This window comes from Lachnotalea glycerini (assembly GCF_003201285.1).
GTDB lineage: Bacteria > Bacillota > Clostridia > Lachnospirales > Lachnospiraceae > Lachnotalea > Lachnotalea glycerini.
Genome location: NZ_QICS01000006.1, coordinates 135,382 through 153,725 on the forward strand (window position 1 = coordinate 135,382; position 18,344 = coordinate 153,725).

16 protein-coding genes are annotated in these 18,344 nt (G+C 34.9%); 14 read left to right on the forward strand and 2 right to left on the reverse strand.

Features of this window, described 5'->3' with window-relative positions; translation table 11 throughout:
• Positions 1-69: 69 nt before the first annotated feature.
• Entirely contained in the window at positions 70-675 is a 606-nt protein-coding gene (locus tag C8E03_RS12765; protein ID WP_094376638.1) for an HAD family hydrolase, read from the forward strand.
• 187 nt (positions 676-862) lie between these two features.
• Positions 863-1,507: a VTC domain-containing protein gene (locus tag C8E03_RS12770; protein WP_094376639.1), complete on the forward strand. Its 645-nt coding sequence runs from the start codon at positions 863-865 to the stop codon at positions 1,505-1,507.
• A 308-nt stretch (positions 1,508-1,815) separates the two neighbouring features.
• Here C8E03_RS12770 and C8E03_RS12780 read toward each other — a convergent pair whose 3' ends face one another.
• Complete coding sequence (locus C8E03_RS12780; protein WP_094376641.1) at positions 1,816-3,453, reverse strand: ABC-F family ATP-binding cassette domain-containing protein; 1,638 nt, start codon at positions 3,451-3,453, stop codon at positions 1,816-1,818.
• A 224-nt stretch (positions 3,454-3,677) separates the two neighbouring features.
• Between C8E03_RS12780 and C8E03_RS12785 the strand changes: the two genes are divergently transcribed.
• The 5 genes from C8E03_RS12785 to C8E03_RS12805 all read left to right on the forward strand — a co-directional run bounded on the left by C8E03_RS12785 (position 3,678) and on the right by C8E03_RS12805 (position 7,796).
• On the forward strand, positions 3,678-4,556 hold the full coding sequence (locus tag C8E03_RS12785) for a YicC/YloC family endoribonuclease (RefSeq protein ID WP_094376642.1): 879 nt from the start codon (positions 3,678-3,680) through the stop codon (positions 4,554-4,556).
• 18 nt (positions 4,557-4,574) lie between these two features.
• The gene (locus C8E03_RS12790; RefSeq protein ID WP_094376643.1) at positions 4,575-4,820 is read left to right on the forward strand and encodes a DUF370 domain-containing protein; all 246 of its coding nucleotides are present in this window, start codon (positions 4,575-4,577) and stop codon (positions 4,818-4,820) included.
• 5 nt (positions 4,821-4,825) lie between these two features.
• On the forward strand, positions 4,826-5,446 hold the full coding sequence (gene gmk, locus C8E03_RS12795) for a guanylate kinase (RefSeq protein ID WP_094376644.1): 621 nt from the start codon (positions 4,826-4,828) through the stop codon (positions 5,444-5,446).
• Positions 5,447-5,461: 15 nt separating this feature from the next.
• Positions 5,462-5,713, forward strand: coding sequence for a DNA-directed RNA polymerase subunit omega (rpoZ, locus tag C8E03_RS12800; RefSeq protein WP_094376645.1), 252 nt, complete (start codon positions 5,462-5,464; stop codon positions 5,711-5,713).
• Between the two features lie 232 nt (positions 5,714-5,945).
• A complete protein-coding gene (locus C8E03_RS12805) occupies positions 5,946-7,796 on the forward strand; it encodes a methyl-accepting chemotaxis protein (RefSeq protein ID WP_110291213.1) in 1,851 nt (616 codons plus the stop codon).
• Between the two features lie 188 nt (positions 7,797-7,984).
• Here the strand turns inward: C8E03_RS12805 and rpsT are convergent, their stop codons facing one another.
• Positions 7,985-8,248: a 30S ribosomal protein S20 gene (gene rpsT, locus C8E03_RS12810; protein WP_094376647.1), complete on the reverse strand. Its 264-nt coding sequence runs from the start codon at positions 8,246-8,248 to the stop codon at positions 7,985-7,987.
• Between the two features lie 363 nt (positions 8,249-8,611).
• On the opposite strand from rpsT, the gene gpr reads away from it, so the two are divergent.
• The 7 genes from gpr (at position 8,612) to C8E03_RS12845 (ending at position 18,293) form a co-directional block, all read left to right on the forward strand.
• Positions 8,612-9,604, forward strand: coding sequence for a GPR endopeptidase (gene gpr, locus C8E03_RS12815; protein ID WP_242993528.1), 993 nt, complete (start codon positions 8,612-8,614; stop codon positions 9,602-9,604).
• Positions 9,605-9,716: 112 nt separating this feature from the next.
• Positions 9,717-11,099 carry a stage II sporulation protein P gene (gene spoIIP, locus C8E03_RS12820; RefSeq protein WP_242993530.1) on the forward strand — a complete coding sequence of 461 codons (1,383 nt, stop codon included), beginning with the start codon at positions 9,717-9,719 and terminating at the stop codon, positions 11,097-11,099.
• A gap of 59 nt (positions 11,100-11,158) precedes the next feature.
• Positions 11,159-12,973 carry a translation elongation factor 4 gene (gene lepA / locus C8E03_RS12825; protein ID WP_094376648.1) on the forward strand — a complete coding sequence of 605 codons (1,815 nt, stop codon included), beginning with the start codon at positions 11,159-11,161 and terminating at the stop codon, positions 12,971-12,973.
• Between the two features lie 132 nt (positions 12,974-13,105).
• Positions 13,106-14,251: a radical SAM family heme chaperone HemW gene (hemW, locus tag C8E03_RS12830; protein ID WP_094376649.1), complete on the forward strand. Its 1,146-nt coding sequence runs from the start codon at positions 13,106-13,108 to the stop codon at positions 14,249-14,251.
• A gap of 444 nt (positions 14,252-14,695) precedes the next feature.
• Positions 14,696-15,466, forward strand: a complete 771-nt coding sequence (locus C8E03_RS12835) for a DeoR/GlpR family DNA-binding transcription regulator (RefSeq protein WP_094376650.1) — start codon at positions 14,696-14,698, stop codon at positions 15,464-15,466.
• Complete coding sequence (gene pfkB / locus C8E03_RS12840) at positions 15,444-16,367, forward strand: 1-phosphofructokinase (RefSeq protein ID WP_094376651.1); 924 nt, start codon at positions 15,444-15,446, stop codon at positions 16,365-16,367. The genes C8E03_RS12835 and pfkB overlap by 23 nt, the downstream gene beginning before the upstream one ends.
• Positions 16,368-16,388: 21 nt before the next feature.
• A complete protein-coding gene (locus C8E03_RS12845) occupies positions 16,389-18,293 on the forward strand; it encodes a PTS fructose transporter subunit IIABC (RefSeq protein ID WP_094376652.1) in 1,905 nt (634 codons plus the stop codon).
• The last annotated feature ends 51 nt before the right edge of the window (positions 18,294-18,344 follow it).

Here is an 18,344-nt window from a genome sequence, read left to right on the forward strand (position 1 = left end):
CAACAGATTTATCTGTAAATAGAGTTATGAGAATAGGATTAAGAATACATATAAAGGTGAGGTGCAGGAATGATTAACACGATTATATTTGATTTAGGAATGGTACTTGTGAATTTTAGGTGGCACGATTTTATTGAGGAATTTGACTTTACGAAGGAAGTAAAGGAGGCAGTATCTAAAGCTATGGTACAAAGCAAAGAATGGAATGAGTTTGACCGAAGTCTTTTATCTGATGAAGAAATACTGTCCTCCTTTATTCGCAATGCGCCAGAATATGAAAAGGAAATAGCTGAAGTATTTCAAAATATCGGAAATACGGTTGCCACATATGATTATACAAAACCATGGATTCAGGAGTTAAAGAAAAAAGGATATAAGATTTATATATTATCAAATTATCCAAGAAGAACATATGATTTATCGAAGAAGCAGCTTGACTTTTTAGAGGTCTGTGATGGAGCATTATTTTCATTTGAAGTAAAGAAGATAAAGCCAGAAGAAGAAATATTTCATTTGCTGTTGGATAAGTATAATATTAAATCGGAAGAGGCCGTTTTCTTGGATGATAATATAAATAACATAGAGGCTGCACAAAAATTAGGAATCCATAGTATTCATTTCACTACGAGAGACAATGCAGTGCAAGAATTAAATAAGATATTCAGACAATTTTAATAAAAACGTCAAAAGTTAGTCACGAAGTCTTCATAGATTGATATTATAATATAATCATATTAAGAAAATAATATTAAAAAGTAACAAATTTGGAATGAATATAGAGGCATTTGAATATACTGTAACTTGTAGGATGTTTGAAAAACTTTCCTGCATATTGTTAGATTAGTATGAATGGAGGCTATTTATGAAGTACGTAATGTATAACGAAGAAAATAATGTAATTAATTACGATGATTATGACAGGATAAGAGAGAAAATACAGGAAAAATATAAAAGGGATGGAAGAGAAACAGCAATAAGGAAAGTTAAGTTTGTAGAAAACAGATATAAAAGCTCTAAGGATGAAAATATTGAAAACAAACCTATTTTTAGTTTATGTATGAGATTAGATGAGTTAAGTACATATTATTTAGAGAAAAAGAGCAGGCAAAATGGAGTAATTTATAAAGCATTTGTTAATTTAACTAAAGAAGAATGCAGCAAAATATTAGAAAAAGACATTGAATGGTTGAAAAACAGTAAGAAATCATTAATGAGAGAATTTTATTTATATCTTACCATTAATCATTTGGAACTGGCTACTGTAATGGAATATAGAAGAGTAGTATATGACAGACCAGGAAAGTTTTGCATTGTATTTAATGAAGATATCAAAAGAGCTGTGGATCAGACAGCCGGTTTATTGGATGAAAGCATTCAGATGTTTGATTGCTTAAGCTGTGATAAAGTTATTATGAGTTATAAAAAAATCATTAAAATTCCTAGAGCTCTCAATCATATATTAAATATATCCAATGAACCATCCTATGAAGTAGCTTTTTCCTTATAAATATGGAGAGAAAAGTTTCGTGATTTCATGGAAATAGTATATATAAAAGGCTTAAGCAGCATAGTGAATATGCTTCTTAGGCCTTTTTTAATAACTAGTTATTTTTTCTTAAGATAGTTAAATATTAATTTATATGCATATATTAATATTGGAATCACGATCGTAGCATAAAACGATGCCTTAAATAGATTGGTGGAGTTTGGTGATTTAATGAGTGCAAATATAAATGTCATTACATAAAGTCCGACTAAGAATATAACACCAACCATAGCAAGTATTTGTTTGATTTTTTTATTCATAGCTTCAGTTTAATTTTCATCCTCTTCCTTATCAGCAGTATAAACCTGACGTTTTCTTGCCATTTCATCGCTTTCCAGATATTCATCGTAAGTGGTTATCTTGTCTAACAGTTTTCCGCCCGGTAATATTTCCATAATACGATTTGCAGTAGTCTGTATAAACTGATGGTCATGTGAAGCAAAAAATAAAACACCAGGGAACTTAATCATTCCATTATTTAGAGCTGTGATCGACTCCATATCCAGATGGTTTGTTGGCTCATCAAGCATTAATGCATTCGCACCTGAAATCATGAGTTTTGATAAAAGACAGCGAACCTTTTCGCCACCAGATAATACCTTAACCTTTTTCACACCGTCATCACCGGCAAAAAGCATTCTGCCTAGAAAACCACGAACATAGGTAACATCTTTTTCCTCTGAAAACTGTGTAAGCCAGTCGACAATAGTGAGCTCATTATTAAATTCAGAAGTACTATCCTTGGGAAAGTAGGAAGTTGTTACGGTAATTCCCCACTTATAATTTCCCTCGTCTGGTTCCATTTCTCCCGCTAATATTTTAAATAATGTGGTTTTTGCAAGTTCATTGCTGCCAACAAAAGCAATTTTATCTTCTTTGTTTGCAATAAATGAAATATTATCAAGTATCTTCTCACCATCAATTGTTTTTGACAGATTCTCAACCGTAAGTACTTCATTGCCAATTTCCCGAGATGGTCTGAAATCAATATAGGGATATTTCCTGCTGGATGGTCTAATGTCATCCAATTCGATTTTTTCAAGCGCTTTCTTTCTTGAGGTTGCCTGCTTTGACTTAGAGGCGTTTGCACTAAATCTGGAAATAAAGTCTTGTAATTCCTTGATTTTATCTTCCTTTTTCTTATTGGCTTCTTTCATTTGCTTTACAATAAGCTGGCTGGATTCATACCAAAAATCATAGTTACCAGCATAAAGCTGAATCTTAGCATAATCGATATCGGCAGTATGTGTACAAACTTTATTTAAAAAATAACGATCATGAGATACTACGATCACAGTGTTTTCAAAGTTAATTAAAAATTCCTCAAGCCATGCAATTGCATCTAAATCCAAATGATTGGTAGGCTCATCTAATAGAAGAATATCAGGATTTCCAAATAAAGCCTGTGCCAGTAATACTTTTACTTTTTCACTGCCGTTTAAGTCTTTCATAAATTTATAATGAAGATCTGTTGCAATACCAAGACCGTTGAGTAAGGTTGCGGCATCTGATTCCGCTTCCCAACCGTTCATTGTTGCAAATTCACCTTCAAGTTCACTGGCTTTTATGCCGTCCTCTTCTGTAAAGTCCTCTTTGGCATAAATCTGCTCTTTTTCTTTCATAATCTCATATAGTCTTGCATTTCCCATAATAACTGTATCAAGAACTGCAAAATCGTCAAATTTAAAGTGATCTTGTTGGAGGAAAGACAGCCTTTGCCCGGAAGTAATGATAACATCACCTTTGGAGGGTTCTATTTGTCCCGATAAAATTTTGAGAAATGTAGATTTACCGGCACCATTGGCACCAATCAGACCATAACAATTTCCTTCTGTAAATTTAATATTAACGTCTTCAAATAAAGCTTTTTTTCCGATTCTTAATGTTACATTATTTGCACTAATCATTTTGTAAACCTTTCTTATTTATCATATATGTTTCAAATAACTTTCTCTACCTATTTTACAGTAAAATATGTAATTTGCAAGTCTTTCTCTAAATAATTTACATAAAAACAAAACTATGGTATTTGATATGTTGACGTTGGAGGTCAAATGAATTATAATAATTTGATGAGTGTGCAATAAGACATAGTATACTGTATTGCAAATAAGATAAAGAGAGTGATAAGATGATAAAAAGTATGACGGGCTTTGGCAGATGTGAAGAATCTGATGGAGTCCGCAAGCTGACTGTAGAGATGAAGGCAGTAAATCATAGATACTTAGATATTAATATAAAGATGCCAAAGAAGTTAAATATTTTTGAAGCAGGAATTCGAAATGTGTTGAAGAATTATATCCAGAGAGGTAAAGTGGATATATTTTTTACATATGAGGATTTATCAGAAAATAAAATATCTTTAAAGTATAATTATGATTTAGCGGCAGAGTACCTTAAGTATATCAATAAGATTTCAGAAGAATTTGAACTGAATGGAGAAATAAGTGCAGTTACCTTGTCAAAATACCCGGAAGTTTTAATAATGGAGGAGCAATCGCTTGATGAGGAGGAATTGTGGAAGCTGATAGAGAAAACAGTTTCGACTGCAGCTAAGAATTTGGCAGATGCAAGACTTGTGGAGGGAGAGAATTTAAAACAGGATTTAATTGAGAAGCTTAACACAATGCTTAAGGATGTAGCGTATATTGAAGAACGTTCACCTGAGATTATTATGGAATATCGGGAAAAGCTTAATGAGCGTGTAAAGGAACTGCTAAATGAATCAGGCATAGAGGAAAGCAGGATTGCAGCAGAAGTCGTTTTATTTGCAGACAAAATATGTGTGGATGAAGAAATTGTAAGATTAAAAAGCCACATAATGAATACAAAAGATACATTATGTGCTGGTGGTAATATGGGAAGAAAATTAGACTTTATTGCACAAGAAATGAACAGAGAGGCTAATACGATATTATCCAAGGCAAATGATATACAAATTTCCAACAGAGCAATTAATTTAAAGACAGAGATTGAAAAGGTTAGAGAGCAGATACAGAATATAGAATAAAATTAAAGGTGATGAAATTTGGCAGGTTTAATAAACGTTGGATTTGGAAATGTTGTAAATACAAATAAAATAGTAGCAGTCATTAACCCCGAAGCCGCTCCGATTAAGAGAATGATACAAAGTGCAAAGGATAAGGGGTTAACTGTTGATGCTACACAGGGAAGAAGAACACGTTCAGTAATCATAACGGAGGATGAATATATTATATTGTCAGCATTGCAGCCTGAGACAATAGCTGGCAGGTTTAATAACGATGAAAGGTGACAATAATGGATAGGAAAGGTATCTTAATAGTTATATCAGGCTTTTCAGGTGCAGGAAAAGGGACTCTTGTTAAGGGATTGATGAGCAGATATACAAATTATGCATTTTCAATTTCGGCTACTACAAGAAAGCCAAGAGCAGGGGAAGAGAATGGCGTTGAATATTTCTTTAAAACCAGAGAAGAATTCATGAATATGATTGACAATAATAAGTTGATTGAGTATGCTCAATATGTTGGTAATTTCTATGGAACGCCAAAGGAATATGTAGATAGTCAGCTCGACAGCGGAAAAGATGTAATTTTGGAAATAGAAATTCAGGGTGCGCTTAAGGTAAAAGAAAAGTTTCCTGATACTTTATTACTGTTTGTTACTCCGCCAAATGCCACCGTGTTAAAGCAAAGGCTGGTTGGAAGAGGAACCGAAGATTTTGAAACAATACAGTGCAGACTTAGAAGAGCAACGCAGGAAGCAGAAGGAATTGAGCAGTATGATTATTTGATTGTTAATGATGATTTAGATGAATGCATTGTACATACTCATAATATCATACAAGGTGAGCATAGCAGAGCATCTAGAAATATAAGTAAAATTGAGCAAATCAGAGAAGAGTTAAAGAGCTTTTGAAAGGAGTATATTAAAATGTTACATCCATCATACACAGACTTAATGAGAGTAGTAAACAGTGAGGTAGAAGCGGGTGAACAACCGGTCGTAAACAGCAGATATTCGATCGTGCTTGCAACCTCTAAAAGAGCAAGACAGATCATAGGTGGCGAAGAGCCTCTTGTAGATGCAAAAGGTAAGAAACCTCTATCCATAGCGGTTGAAGAATTAAATAGCGGATTGGTTAAAATTGTTGGTGATGAAGATTCATCTACTGAGACTGAATAAGACATTTGGGCAGGTAATATAATTCCTGCCTTTTTAATGTGTCATTGAATTATCTGATAAAATGTTATGTCAATTTCATATCGTATTACTAATATTATTATAGTGATTATATATATCAAAAAAAGTAAAAGTAATGAAATAACTTGTATATATTACCACAATTTGCTATAATAAATTCATATATTTGTAAGATTGACACAAACCAAGGAAGAAAATTAATGGAGGTCTTTTTATGAAAGCTAAAGGCAAGCTAAGGTTGACAAAAAATTTCATGAGGAAAAATATGATACGGCAGGATGAAGAGAACATTGATAGTACAACCCTTAAAAAGAAAAAAGGTAAGAAGAAGATAAAGGATAATACAAGAAGTCAAAGAAAGAATAGTTTTTTAAATGCTATAACACCAAAGACAATAGGAAGAAAAATTGTATATACTTCATCATTTATACTAATAACTATGACAATTGCATTAATTATTTTAGGAGTAAATGCAGTCAGCTTTACTTCAAAACTTGAAAATGTAATTGAAAATGTAACAACCATTAATTCTATAAAAGAGAATTGTGCTTTAATACCATCGGATTTACTTTCTTTATGTACTCAGAATAAGAATTCAGCGGACGCTAATATTCCCGATAGGCTTACAGTGATATCAAAGGCGATTTCTGATACAGATGCAAATATCGAGAATATTCCCGAGAATAAAGAAAGCAGAAATGCAATTGAAACGATAAAACGTCTATATTCTACATATGAAATAAAGGCAAATGAATTGGCGGCACTTGGGCAACTAGATTCAAAAGCTTTTGATTCTATATACTATTTAAGAGATGTAGCCGGATATATACAGGATGAGGTTTCTATTTTAACAGACAGTGAGCTGATAAGAAGTGAAACCTTGAAAGAAGAAATCCAGGCATCTTTTGTTCATATTATTGTTGTAATTATAATTGTGGTTGCATTGGTTACAGCATTATCCATATTTTTAGTAATTATTCTTGCTAAAAATATAACAAAACCAATACATAGTTTAAAGGAACAGATGCAAATTATGGCAAGCGGGGATTTAACGGCCAAAGAGGTTGCAGTTAATTCGAGAGATGAAATAAAGGATTTGGCAGATGCTTTTAACGAAATGAGCAATAGTTTAAAAGATATTATTAGAAAAGTATATTCTATGAGTCAGGAAATAGAAAATTCTACCAAGGTTGTTACCGAAAGCGTTACTGAAAACACAAATGGCAGTGTTAGAATTTCAGAAGCAATTGATGCGATGTCATTGCGAATGAATGAGCAAAAGTCTGAATCAGACAGTGCCATGAATCGCGTATACGAGATGGAAAATATTTCCGGAAAAATCACTCAAAGTGCTGATAGAATTGAAAACAGAGCAGACCAATCCATGCAGATGGCTGAAAAGGGAAATGACAATATTGATCAATATGTAAGACAGTTATCAAATGTTAATAATGTTATGGATCAGGTTGCCAGCGTTGCAACGAAACTGAGCGACAGTACGAAAGAAATGAATGCGATATTGAATTCAATTACGGAAATAGCATCACAGACGAATTTGCTTTCACTTAATGCAAGTATAGAAGCTGCAAGAGCAGGAGAAGCGGGACGAGGTTTTGCAGTAGTAGCGTCTGAAATTAGAAAACTGGCTGAGGATTCACAAACAGCAGCGGCAAGAATTGGTTCCATCATTACAGAAGTGCAGGTAGATGCGAATAACATGAGTAGTAAAATGTCAGAAGGACTCGATCAATTAAAAAAAGGAAATATATTGGCAGATATGACGAGCAAGAGTTTTGCTGAGATTAAACAGGGAACAGAGATCGTTAATAAGGATATTAAGGATATTATTACTGAGATTGAAGAATTATCAAGTACGATTGCTAATGTAGCAGATAATATGAAACAGATAGATATTAAAACGGGAGAGAATGTTACGGTAACATCGGATATTTCAAGTACTGTAACGGAGCAAACGGCTAATCTGGAAGAAGTGTCTGCAACCGCAGTTGTATTGGCAGATTTAGCAGCAGATTTGGAAAATGCTGTATCAGCGTTTAAATTATAAAAAGTACATAGAATACTGATAAGGGGATATATCGTTTGATATATCCCCTTATCAGTGTCATTTTCCACTTGTATACGTGCGCATTATGTTTTTATTTCATAGGAATCAAAGCTTTTATACGTTACCACAATAAGGTCTTTTCTATGAAATAAAAAAACACCAACTGACGGGATTGGTGTTTTTCTTACTTATTGAATTGCGTTAACAGCTTTTGTTAAACGAGAAATTTTTCTTGATGACGTATTTTTATGATAAACACCTTTTGTAGTAGCTTTGTCAATAGTTGAAATTGCTTCAGCTAAAGCTGCTGTAGCAACACCCTTATCGTTTGCAGTAATGGCAGCATCTACTTTCTTGATAGATGTTTTAACTTTGGATTTAATAGCTTTATTTCTTTCGGTCTTAGTTCTGTTTACTAAAATTCTTTTTTTTGCAGATTTAATATTAGCCAATTTAGGCACCTCCGATTATTATTAATGTTGTTTAATGGTTGTTATGAAATGAAAATAAAATCTATTTTCAACTTCTTAATTTTCAAAGTAGGCATTTACATCATTAGCCGGACACGGACGTGCTAATGTAAACACACTAATATATATTATCGGATTATGAGTGCTATGTCAAGTGTATTTCCAAAAACCATGAAAAATTCACCACATTTTTTGCAGGGTGGTAGTTCATAATATAATAAGTATAGTTCTTAAAAATGCCCTTTGGTTCAACGCATCGTTGTTGTTCTTTAGAGTATTTTTTCTTTTATTATTATAAGAAGCTGAGATACATAATCAACCAATTTTGGGGAATGATAGGCATAGATGAAAATGTACAGAAAGGTAGTGGAGAATATGGGAGAGAATGGAACAGAAAAGTTTATGATTCGTACAGACTTAGCCGTGGAGGCCAAGGAAAGCTTTGAGGAAGATAATGTTGAGATTCGTGGTGTTATAATTGATGAAAAATATAAAGAGGATTCAGACATTAAAATAACAAGAGTAGTCATAGAAACCAAAAACGGTGCAAAGGCAATGGGTAAACCAATGGGAACTTATATTACACTAGAAGCGCCTAATATGGTGGTTCCAGATGAAGACTATCATAGAGAAATATCAAAGGAGCTGGCGGAGCAATTAAAAAAAATAATACCAATCGAAAAAGAGATTGCTGTATTAGTAGTTGGACTTGGTAACAGAGAGGTGACGCCTGACTCGTTAGGACCGAATGTAGTTGAAAATTTATTAATAACAAGACACGTTGTGAAAGAGTATGGAAAAGAAGCGTATGGAAAAAATAAAGTCAATATCATTAGCGGAATCATACCGGGAGTTATGGCGCAAACAGGTATGGAGACATTAGAAATCATAAAGGGGGTTGTAGAAGAAACAAAGCCTGATTATGTAATCGCCATCGACGCTCTGGCCGCAAGAAGTACAAAAAGGCTGAATCGAACCATACAGATAACAGATACCGGTATCAATCCAGGCTCAGGAGTGGGTAATCATAGAAATGGTCTTAATAAAGAAAGCTTAAATATTCCGGTTATTGCAATTGGAATACCAACTGTAGTAGATGCGGCAACGATTGTCAATGACACAATGGAGAACTTAATTGATGCAATGGAGCAGACAAAGGAATTAAAAGCTATTGGAGGAACATTAAAAACATTTGATAGCAATGAAAAATATCAGTTAATAAGAGAGATTATATCACCTCATTTAAATGGAATGTTTGTCACACCAAAGGATATTGATGAGACAATTAAACTGTTAGGCTATACCATTTCAGAAGGATTAAATATAGCATTATCCTAAAAATAAAATAAACAGACAGAATAAATTTCCTTTCTCTGAATATACTTTAAGGAATGAATGATTACCATGCATTTCACAGCACAACACCTACCATATATTTGGAGTGATGAGAATGAAGAATTTCAAAAAGAGATTGTATACGTTCGTATGGACTGTAATTGTTTTATTGGGAATTTATGTATGTGTCAGGGGATTTTCTGTGATAGTATTTAATGGCATGGAAAATCCCTTGAATAACGTTATCAACAATTTTACCGGTGCGGTCGGAAAAGATGTAATGAATATGTATATGCCGTCAGTAACTAGCAGCATTGCTGATAAGGAAAAGAATACGGTAACACAAGCAATCATAAATGAGGTCTTAGAAGATTATCCGATTTTAAAATATTTTGATGAAAATAACGGCTATGAAACATCCGCAGACAGTGAATATACATATGAAATGATAATAGCAGCAGAAGCGACAGATGAAAATTATATCAATCAGGAAACAGGTGAAGCAATAAACAGTGCAGGAGAGCTAGTTGCAGAAGAAAATGCACAATATATAGAGCGGGAAAATAATAGTAGTAACACAAATTCTGATTCCTTGGATTCTTCGGATGAAACATTAGTAAATGAAACGAATACGAATGAAAATACAGAACAGCAAACGGCTCAGCAGGAAGAGGGAAACAGTGCAAAAGCTGTAAATCAGGGTACTGTCACTGCGATTACCGGTACGGAATATTCACTTGAAAAGCTGGCTGATTTTGACTTTTTAAAAAATACGTTTTATTCTGTGGATTCTACCACCTCGGTAGATAGTGAACGAATTAATGCTAAAAATATGTTAGAAAGGGATATGACAATCCAAAAAGACACAAGTGTGCCTCAGATATTGATTTATCATACGCACTCGCAAGAGGCTTTTGTTGACTCGATAGAGGGAGATGCCAGCACAACAATTGTTGGTGTGGGAGAATATCTGGCTGAGATTTTGGCAGGTACATATGGTTATAACGTGATACATAATTCCTCCACCTATGATATGGTAAACGGTAAGATAGACAGAAATTACGCATTTACATTAGCAGAGCCGGATATAAAGCGAATATTACAGGAAAATCCATCGATTCAAGTGGTGATTGATCTTCATCGGGATGGAATCAATGAAAATACACATCTGGTGACGGATGTGAATGGAAAACCGACTGCCCAGTTTATGTTCTTTAATGGGTTAAGTTATAATACGAAGGTGGGAAATATAGAATATTTGTACAATCCATATATTGAGGACAATTTAGCATTTTCCTTTCAGATGCAACTGCAAGCAATGAAGCTTTACCCTAATGTTACAAGGAAAATTTACTTAAAAGGATATCGTTACAATCTGCATTTAATGCCACGGGCAACCTTAATTGAGATTGGAGGTCAAACCAATACGGTAGAGGAGGCTAAAAATGCTATGGAGCCGTTGGCGGATATCATTAATAAAGTGTTGGAAGGGAATTGAATAATGCTTTTTAATATGCTACAATTGCTACAGTAACGCTTATGTTAAGGAGAAAATGAATGTCAGTAATAGACCAAAGTAAAATTAGAAATTTTTGTATCATTGCACATATTGATCATGGAAAATCAACACTGGCTGACCGTATTATTGAAATGACAGGTTTGTTAACAAGCAGAGAGATGCAGGCACAGGTTTTGGATAACATGGACTTGGAAAGAGAACGAGGAATCACGATTAAGGCACAGTCGGTTCGTGTAATATATAAAGCCGATAATGGGGAAGAGTATATCTTTAATTTGATTGATACTCCCGGACATGTCGATTTTAATTATGAGGTTTCAAGAAGTCTTGCAGCCTGCGATGGGGCGATATTAGTTGTAGATGCCGCGCAGGGAATTGAGGCTCAGACTTTGGCCAATGTATATTTGGCTCTAGACCATAATTTAGATGTATTTCCGGTCATTAATAAAATAGATTTACCAAGTGCAGATCCTGAGCGCGTCATTAATGAAATTGAAGATGTTATTGGGATAGAAGCACAGGATGCACCATTGATTTCGGCAAAGACGGGCTTAAATTGTGAACAAGTATTAAAGCAGATCGTGGAAAAAATTCCTGCACCAGTGGGGGATGTCAATGCACCGCTTAAGGCACTTATATTCGATTCATTATATGATTCCTATAAGGGGGTTATTGTATTTTGCCGTATCAAAGAAGGTAGAGTTTCAAAAGGAAGTACCATTAAAATGATGGCTACAAAGGCAACAGCAGAAGTTGTAGAGGTGGGATATTTTGGAGCAGGTCAATTTATTCCAAGTGATGAGCTGACTGCTGGAATGGTTGGCTATATTACAGCAAGCCTTAAAAATGTGAAAGATACAAGAGTGGGGGATACCGTAACCGATTATCATAATCCTTGTAATCAGCCGTTGCCGGGTTATAAAAAAGTAAATCCAATGGTCTATTGTGGAATGTACCCGGCAGATGGAGCAAAATATCCAGATTTGAGAGATGCATTGGAAAAACTTCAGCTAAACGATGCCGCTTTACAATTTGAGGCCGAGACATCCATTGCACTGGGCTTTGGTTTTCGATGCGGCTTTTTGGGACTGCTGCATCTTGAAATTATCCAAGAAAGATTAGAAAGAGAATATAATTTAGACATTGTTACAACTGCTCCCGGTGTTATTTATAAAGTTTATAAGACAAATGGAGAAATGATAGAGCTGACAAATCCGTCTAACTTGCCGGAACCGTCTGTAATATCATATATGGAGGAACCAGTAGTCAGTGCTGAAATTATGGTGACGACTGAATTTATAGGACAAATTATGGACTTGTGTCAGGAAAGACGCGGTATATATTATGGAATGGAATATATGGAAGAGACAAGAGCATTGCTACGCTATGATCTTCCGTTGAATGAAATTATTTATGATTTTTTTGATGCTTTAAAATCACGTTCCAAAGGTTATGCCTCTTTTGATTATGAAATGAAAGGTTATGAGAGGTCTGAGCTTGTTAAGCTGGATATTTTAATTAATAAAGAAGAGGTAGATGCACTATCTTTTATTATCCATGCAGATACAGCATATGAGCGCGGGAGAAAAATGTGTGAAAAGTTAAAGGATGAAATTCCAAGACAATTATTTGAAATCCCGATTCAGGCTGCAATTGGAAGCAAGGTCATTGCAAGAGAAACCGTAAAGGCAATGAGAAAGGATGTACTTGCTAAATGCTATGGCGGAGATATATCAAGAAAGCGTAAGCTGCTAGAGAAACAAAAAGAAGGTAAAAAGAGAATGCGACAGGTAGGAAATGTAGAAATACCGCAAAAAGCATTCATGAGTGTACTGAAATTGGACAAAGACTAAAATAAAAAGGACGAATACTTTCATTATTGGGAATTCGTCCTTTTCAACGGCTCGAAACGAAAAACCGTTTCAAAGGCTTTTTGTTTAGAACGTGTTGGTTGATGACAACATTATAAATGAGTGGAGAAAATTATGGAAAAACAAGAGTTAGAAATTTACATTCATATTCCATTTTGTGTTAAAAAATGTGATTATTGCGATTTTTTATCCTTTCCGCAGCTTAATGTAAATTATGTTCCGGCATTAATAAGAGAAATAGAAGAGATAAATCTTATGGGGAAAGAGGCGAAGAATTATATTGTCAAAACCATATTTATAGGAGGAGGTACCCCTTCCATTCTGGAGGGAGAGGAAATAGCTCTAGTACTTAAAAGTGTATATAAAAGATTTGAAATTGATTCAAATGTAGAAATTACAATTGAGGTAAATCCGGGAACAGCCACAAACAACAAGCTTAAAGCATATCAAGAGGCAGGTGTTAACCGTATCAGTTTAGGACTTCAGTCTATCAATAACGAGGAGTTACGAGAGCTTGGAAGAATCCATACTTACGAAGAATTTCTCGAAAATTATTGGCTTGCAAGAAAAATAGGGTTCAGCAACATTAATATCGACTTAATGTCAGCGATACCAAGACAAACAGTAGAAAGCTGGAATAAGGTATTAGAGAAAGCAATAAAACTTTCACCAGAACACCTGTCAGCATACAGTCTTATGATAGAAGAGGGAACCAAATTCTACGATAAATGGAAGCAAAATATCTTAAAACTGCCATCAGAAGAAGAGGAAAGGCTAATGTATTATAATACAAAAAGCATATTAGAAGCGGCAGGTTATCATCGATATGAAATCTCGAATTATTGTAAAAAAGGATTTGAATGTAAACATAATGTAGGTTACTGGAGAAGAGTGGAATATATTGGATTTGGACTGGGAGGAGCTTCTTTTATTAACCATACAAGGTTTTCGAATGTTAACAATATGCAGGATTATTTGAAAGGCGCAGACGACAATTGGGAACATTTACATCAGGAAATACACCAATTATCGAAGCAAGAAGAAATGGAGGAATTTATGTTTCTGGGGCTTCGAATGATAAATGGAGTAAGCATCAAGCAATTTGAGGAGTTGTTTGATGTAACATATCAAAGTATTTATGGGACATGTAGTGCTCAATTAGTCAAGGACAATCTACTTGATATAAATGGAGATAGAATCTGCCTTACAGAAAAGGGTATTGATTTGAGTAATTGTGTGTTGGCAGAATTCTTGTTATGATTTGAAAAATGTCATAAGAGGAATACGCTATGGATATACAAAAAAATGGAAGAGTGCGCCTTGCGAGAGTGTCTGTAAGCAGACACTTTTTTTGTTCATAGGAAAGCCTAGTTGTGGTAATGTATAAAAGCTTTGATTCCTATATGAAATAAAAACACAATGCGCACTTGTCCGCTGTGTTCTTGAAAATGAAAGTATGTGGTATAATAAGATTGTGCTTGAATATATTTGAATGAATTTGACTGAAAAATATTGATAACATTAAACAAGAATAAAATTAGTATCTTGAAAATAAGTAAATTCAAGAAAAAAATCGAAAAAAAATGAATAAAATGAATATTTTTGTAGAAAATGCACAAAAAATGACAGTCGAATTTGTGAATGAAAATGATTGAAAATGACTGAAAGTGAGCGTATAATCAAAATCAGTCAAGGAGGTATGGAATGTTAGTAGAACAAAGATTTGAGGAAATACTTAAGATTGTAGAGGACAGAAGAAGTGTAACAGTTCAAGAACTTATGGAACAGTTAGAAGCTTCCGAATCGACAATTCGACGCGACTTGACAACCCTGCATTCAAATGGGCGTTTGATTAAAGTGCATGGAGGTGCGATTGCATTGGGGTCTAATTATAATACGAAGGATGATTTAGTGGAATCCAGGCAGACTCTTAATTTGGATGATAAGAGAAAAATTGCAAAATATGCAGCTTCGCTCATACGGGCAAACGATTTTGTTTATTTGGATGCAGGAACGACAACAGAATATCTGATTGACTATCTATGTGAAAAAAATGCAGTTTTTGTTACAAATGCCATTGCACATGCAAGAAAGCTGATTAAGGCGGGATGCACGGTGTATTTAATTGGCGGCGAACTGAAAGCATCAACAGAAGCTATTGTAGGGAATGAAGCGATATTAAACCTTAATAAATATAATTTTACAAAAGGTTTTTTTGGAACAAATGGGGTCAGCATGAAAATAGGATTTACCACGCCGGATCTTAATGAAGCAATGGTAAAAAAAGCTGCATTTAATAGGTGCAGTGACAGTTATATTTTAAGTGATTCTTCAAAATTCAACCAAATATGTCCCATTACTTTTGCCGAATTTTCTGAATCCAAAATAATAACAACAAATCTGGAAGATAATAGTTATAAACAGTGTACCAATGTACTGGAGGTGAATGAAGATGATTTATACTGTAACATTTAGTCCCTGTCTGGATTATGCAGTTTGGGTCGAGGAATTAAAGCCTGGACAAGTCAATCGGGTTGAGAAAGAGAATATGCTTCCGGGCGGAAAAGGAATTAATGTATCAATTGTACTTAATAATTTGGGCTTTGAGAGCACTGCACTGGGCTTTATAGCCGGCTTTACAGGAAGAGAGATTGAAAAACAGATAAAGGCATCGGGCTGCCATAGTGATTTTATTAATATTGAAAAAGGAAATTCAAGAATCAATATCAAGCTAAAGTCAAAGGAAGAAACAGATATTAATGGGATTGGTCCCATTATTGAAGCCGCACATATGAATCAGCTTTTTGATCAGCTTGATCAGTTAAAACAAGAAGATATTCTTGTGCTGGCGGGAAGTATACCTAGCTGTGTTTCCACAACCATATATTGCGATATTATGGAACGCGTACAAAGTAAAAAGGTACGAGTGGTAGTAGATGCGACCAAGAAATTACTGGTAAACGTATTAGAAAAAAAGCCCTTTTTAATCAAGCCAAACCATCATGAGTTGGGTGAAATATTTGATGTTGAGTTAAAAGAGAATGAAGAAATTATTTATTATGCCAAAAAGCTTCAAGAAAAAGGAGCAAGAAATGTTTTGATTTCAATGGCAGGGGATGGAGCTATATTCCTTAGTGAAAACGGTGATATTTTAGCGAGTAAGGCACCAAAGGGTCAAGTAGTAAATTCAGTTGGAGCGGGAGATTCCATGGTTGCAGGCTTTTTGGCTGGTTATTTGGAACAAATGGGATATAAAAATACGACAAACCTTTACCAATATGCTTTTAAAATGGGTGTTGCGACTGGAAGTGCAAGCGCTTTTTCCAATCAGTTGGCAAGAAAGGAAGAAGTTTTTAAATTACTAAAAATGATTTAGTATAAAAAGGAGGATTCCAATATGAGAATAACAGATTTATTGGACAAAAGGAGTATTAATCTAAATGGTAATGTGATATCCAAGGAAGATACATTAGACGCCATGGTTGATTTGATGGCAGCATCTGGAAAGATAACAGATGTAACAAGCTATCGTAAAGCAGTATATGCAAGAGAGGAAGAAGGAACAACTGGAATAGGAGAGGGAATCGCAATCCCTCATGGAAGGTGTAGTGCCGTGCAGGCACCCGGTCTTGCGGCAATGGTAGTGAGAAACGGTGTTGATTTTGATTCCTTAGATAGTGAACCAGTTAGCTTAATCTTCTTGATTGCGGCTCCTAATACGAGAGATAATGTACATTTGGATGTACTGAGTAAATTGTCTATTCTCTTAATGGAAGAAACCTTTGCAGACAATCTTAGAAAAGCAAGAACAGTGGATGAGTTTCTTGAAATTATTGACCGGGCAGAAAGTAAAAGGTCAGACAAAATAGATAAAAAGGAAACCTACAGTTATAATCAAGGAATAAAAATTCTCGCTGTTACCGCCTGTCCGACTGGAATTGCACATACTTATATGGCGGCTGAGTCCATTGAAAAAAAAGCTAAGGAACGTGGCTGCAGTATTAAGGTAGAAACAAGAGGATCAGGTGGAGCAAAGAATGTATTAACTGATCGTGAAATAGAGCTGGCGGATATTATTATTGTTGCAGCCGATACAAAAGTTCCAATGGCAAGATTTCACGGTAAGAAAGTAATCGAGTGTCAGGTATCGGATGGTATCAGTAAGGCTGATAAATTGATTGATAAGGCAATTTTGGGTGATGCACCAATTTACAATGCAAAAGGAGGAAATGAAGATTCATCTTCAATATCAAGTGGCAGCACAGCGCATACGATATATAAACATTTAATGAATGGTGTATCTCATATGTTGCCATTTGTTGTAGGCGGAGGAATTTTGATTGCAATTGCATTTTTAATTGATGGTGTGTTAGTAGATATGTCTTCATTATCAGTAGAAGCAAGAAGTAACTTTGGAACAATAACACCATATGCTGCATTCTTTAAGCAAATCGGTGTTGCAGCTTTCGGATTTATGCTGCCGATTCTTGCAGGCTTTATTGCTATGAGTATAGCAGACAGACCGGGACTTGCACTTGGTTTTGTTGGAGGAGCAATTGCAGCAGCAGGAAGCTCAGGTTTTCTTGGGGCTTTGGTAGCTGGATTTTTAGCAGGTTATACTGTGGTGTTATTACGTCAGTTATTTGATCATCTTCCGGATTCTCTGGATGGATTAAAACCGGTGCTTTTGTACCCATTAATAGGAATGTTGATTGTGGGAACTATTATGATTTTTGTTGTAGAACCACCGGTAGGTGCTTTAAATACCTTGATGAATCAAGCTTTAACTAATATGAGTGGTTCCAGTAAAATTGTGTTAGGTTTAATTCTTGGTGGTATGATGTCAGTAGATCTTGGAGGACCAGTTAATAAGGCAGCTTATGTATTTGGTACTGCATCGATTGCAGCAGGCAATTATGATATTATGGCAGCCGTAATGGTAGGAGGTATGGTTCCTCCCACAGCCGTAGCACTTGCTACTTTATTATTTAAGAATAAGTTTACGAAAGAAGAAAGAAAATCAGGACCGACAAACTTTATTATGGGAATGGCATTTATATCAGAGGGTGCAATTCCATTTGCAGCAGTCGATCCACTTCGAGTATTGCCTTCTTGCATCATTGGCTCAGCTGTAGCGGGAGCATTATCTATGGCATTTGATTGTACATTGATGGCACCACATGGTGGAATCTTTGTATTCCCTGTGGTTGGAAATGCACTGTTATATTTATTAGCACTTGCAATTGGTACTGTAATTGCAGCAGTTATGATGGGCGTTATAAAGAAAAAAGTGGTGGAATAATTTCAAAAGAGTGAAATGAATCCAGTTAATATTATGTAAAATGCAGGGCGT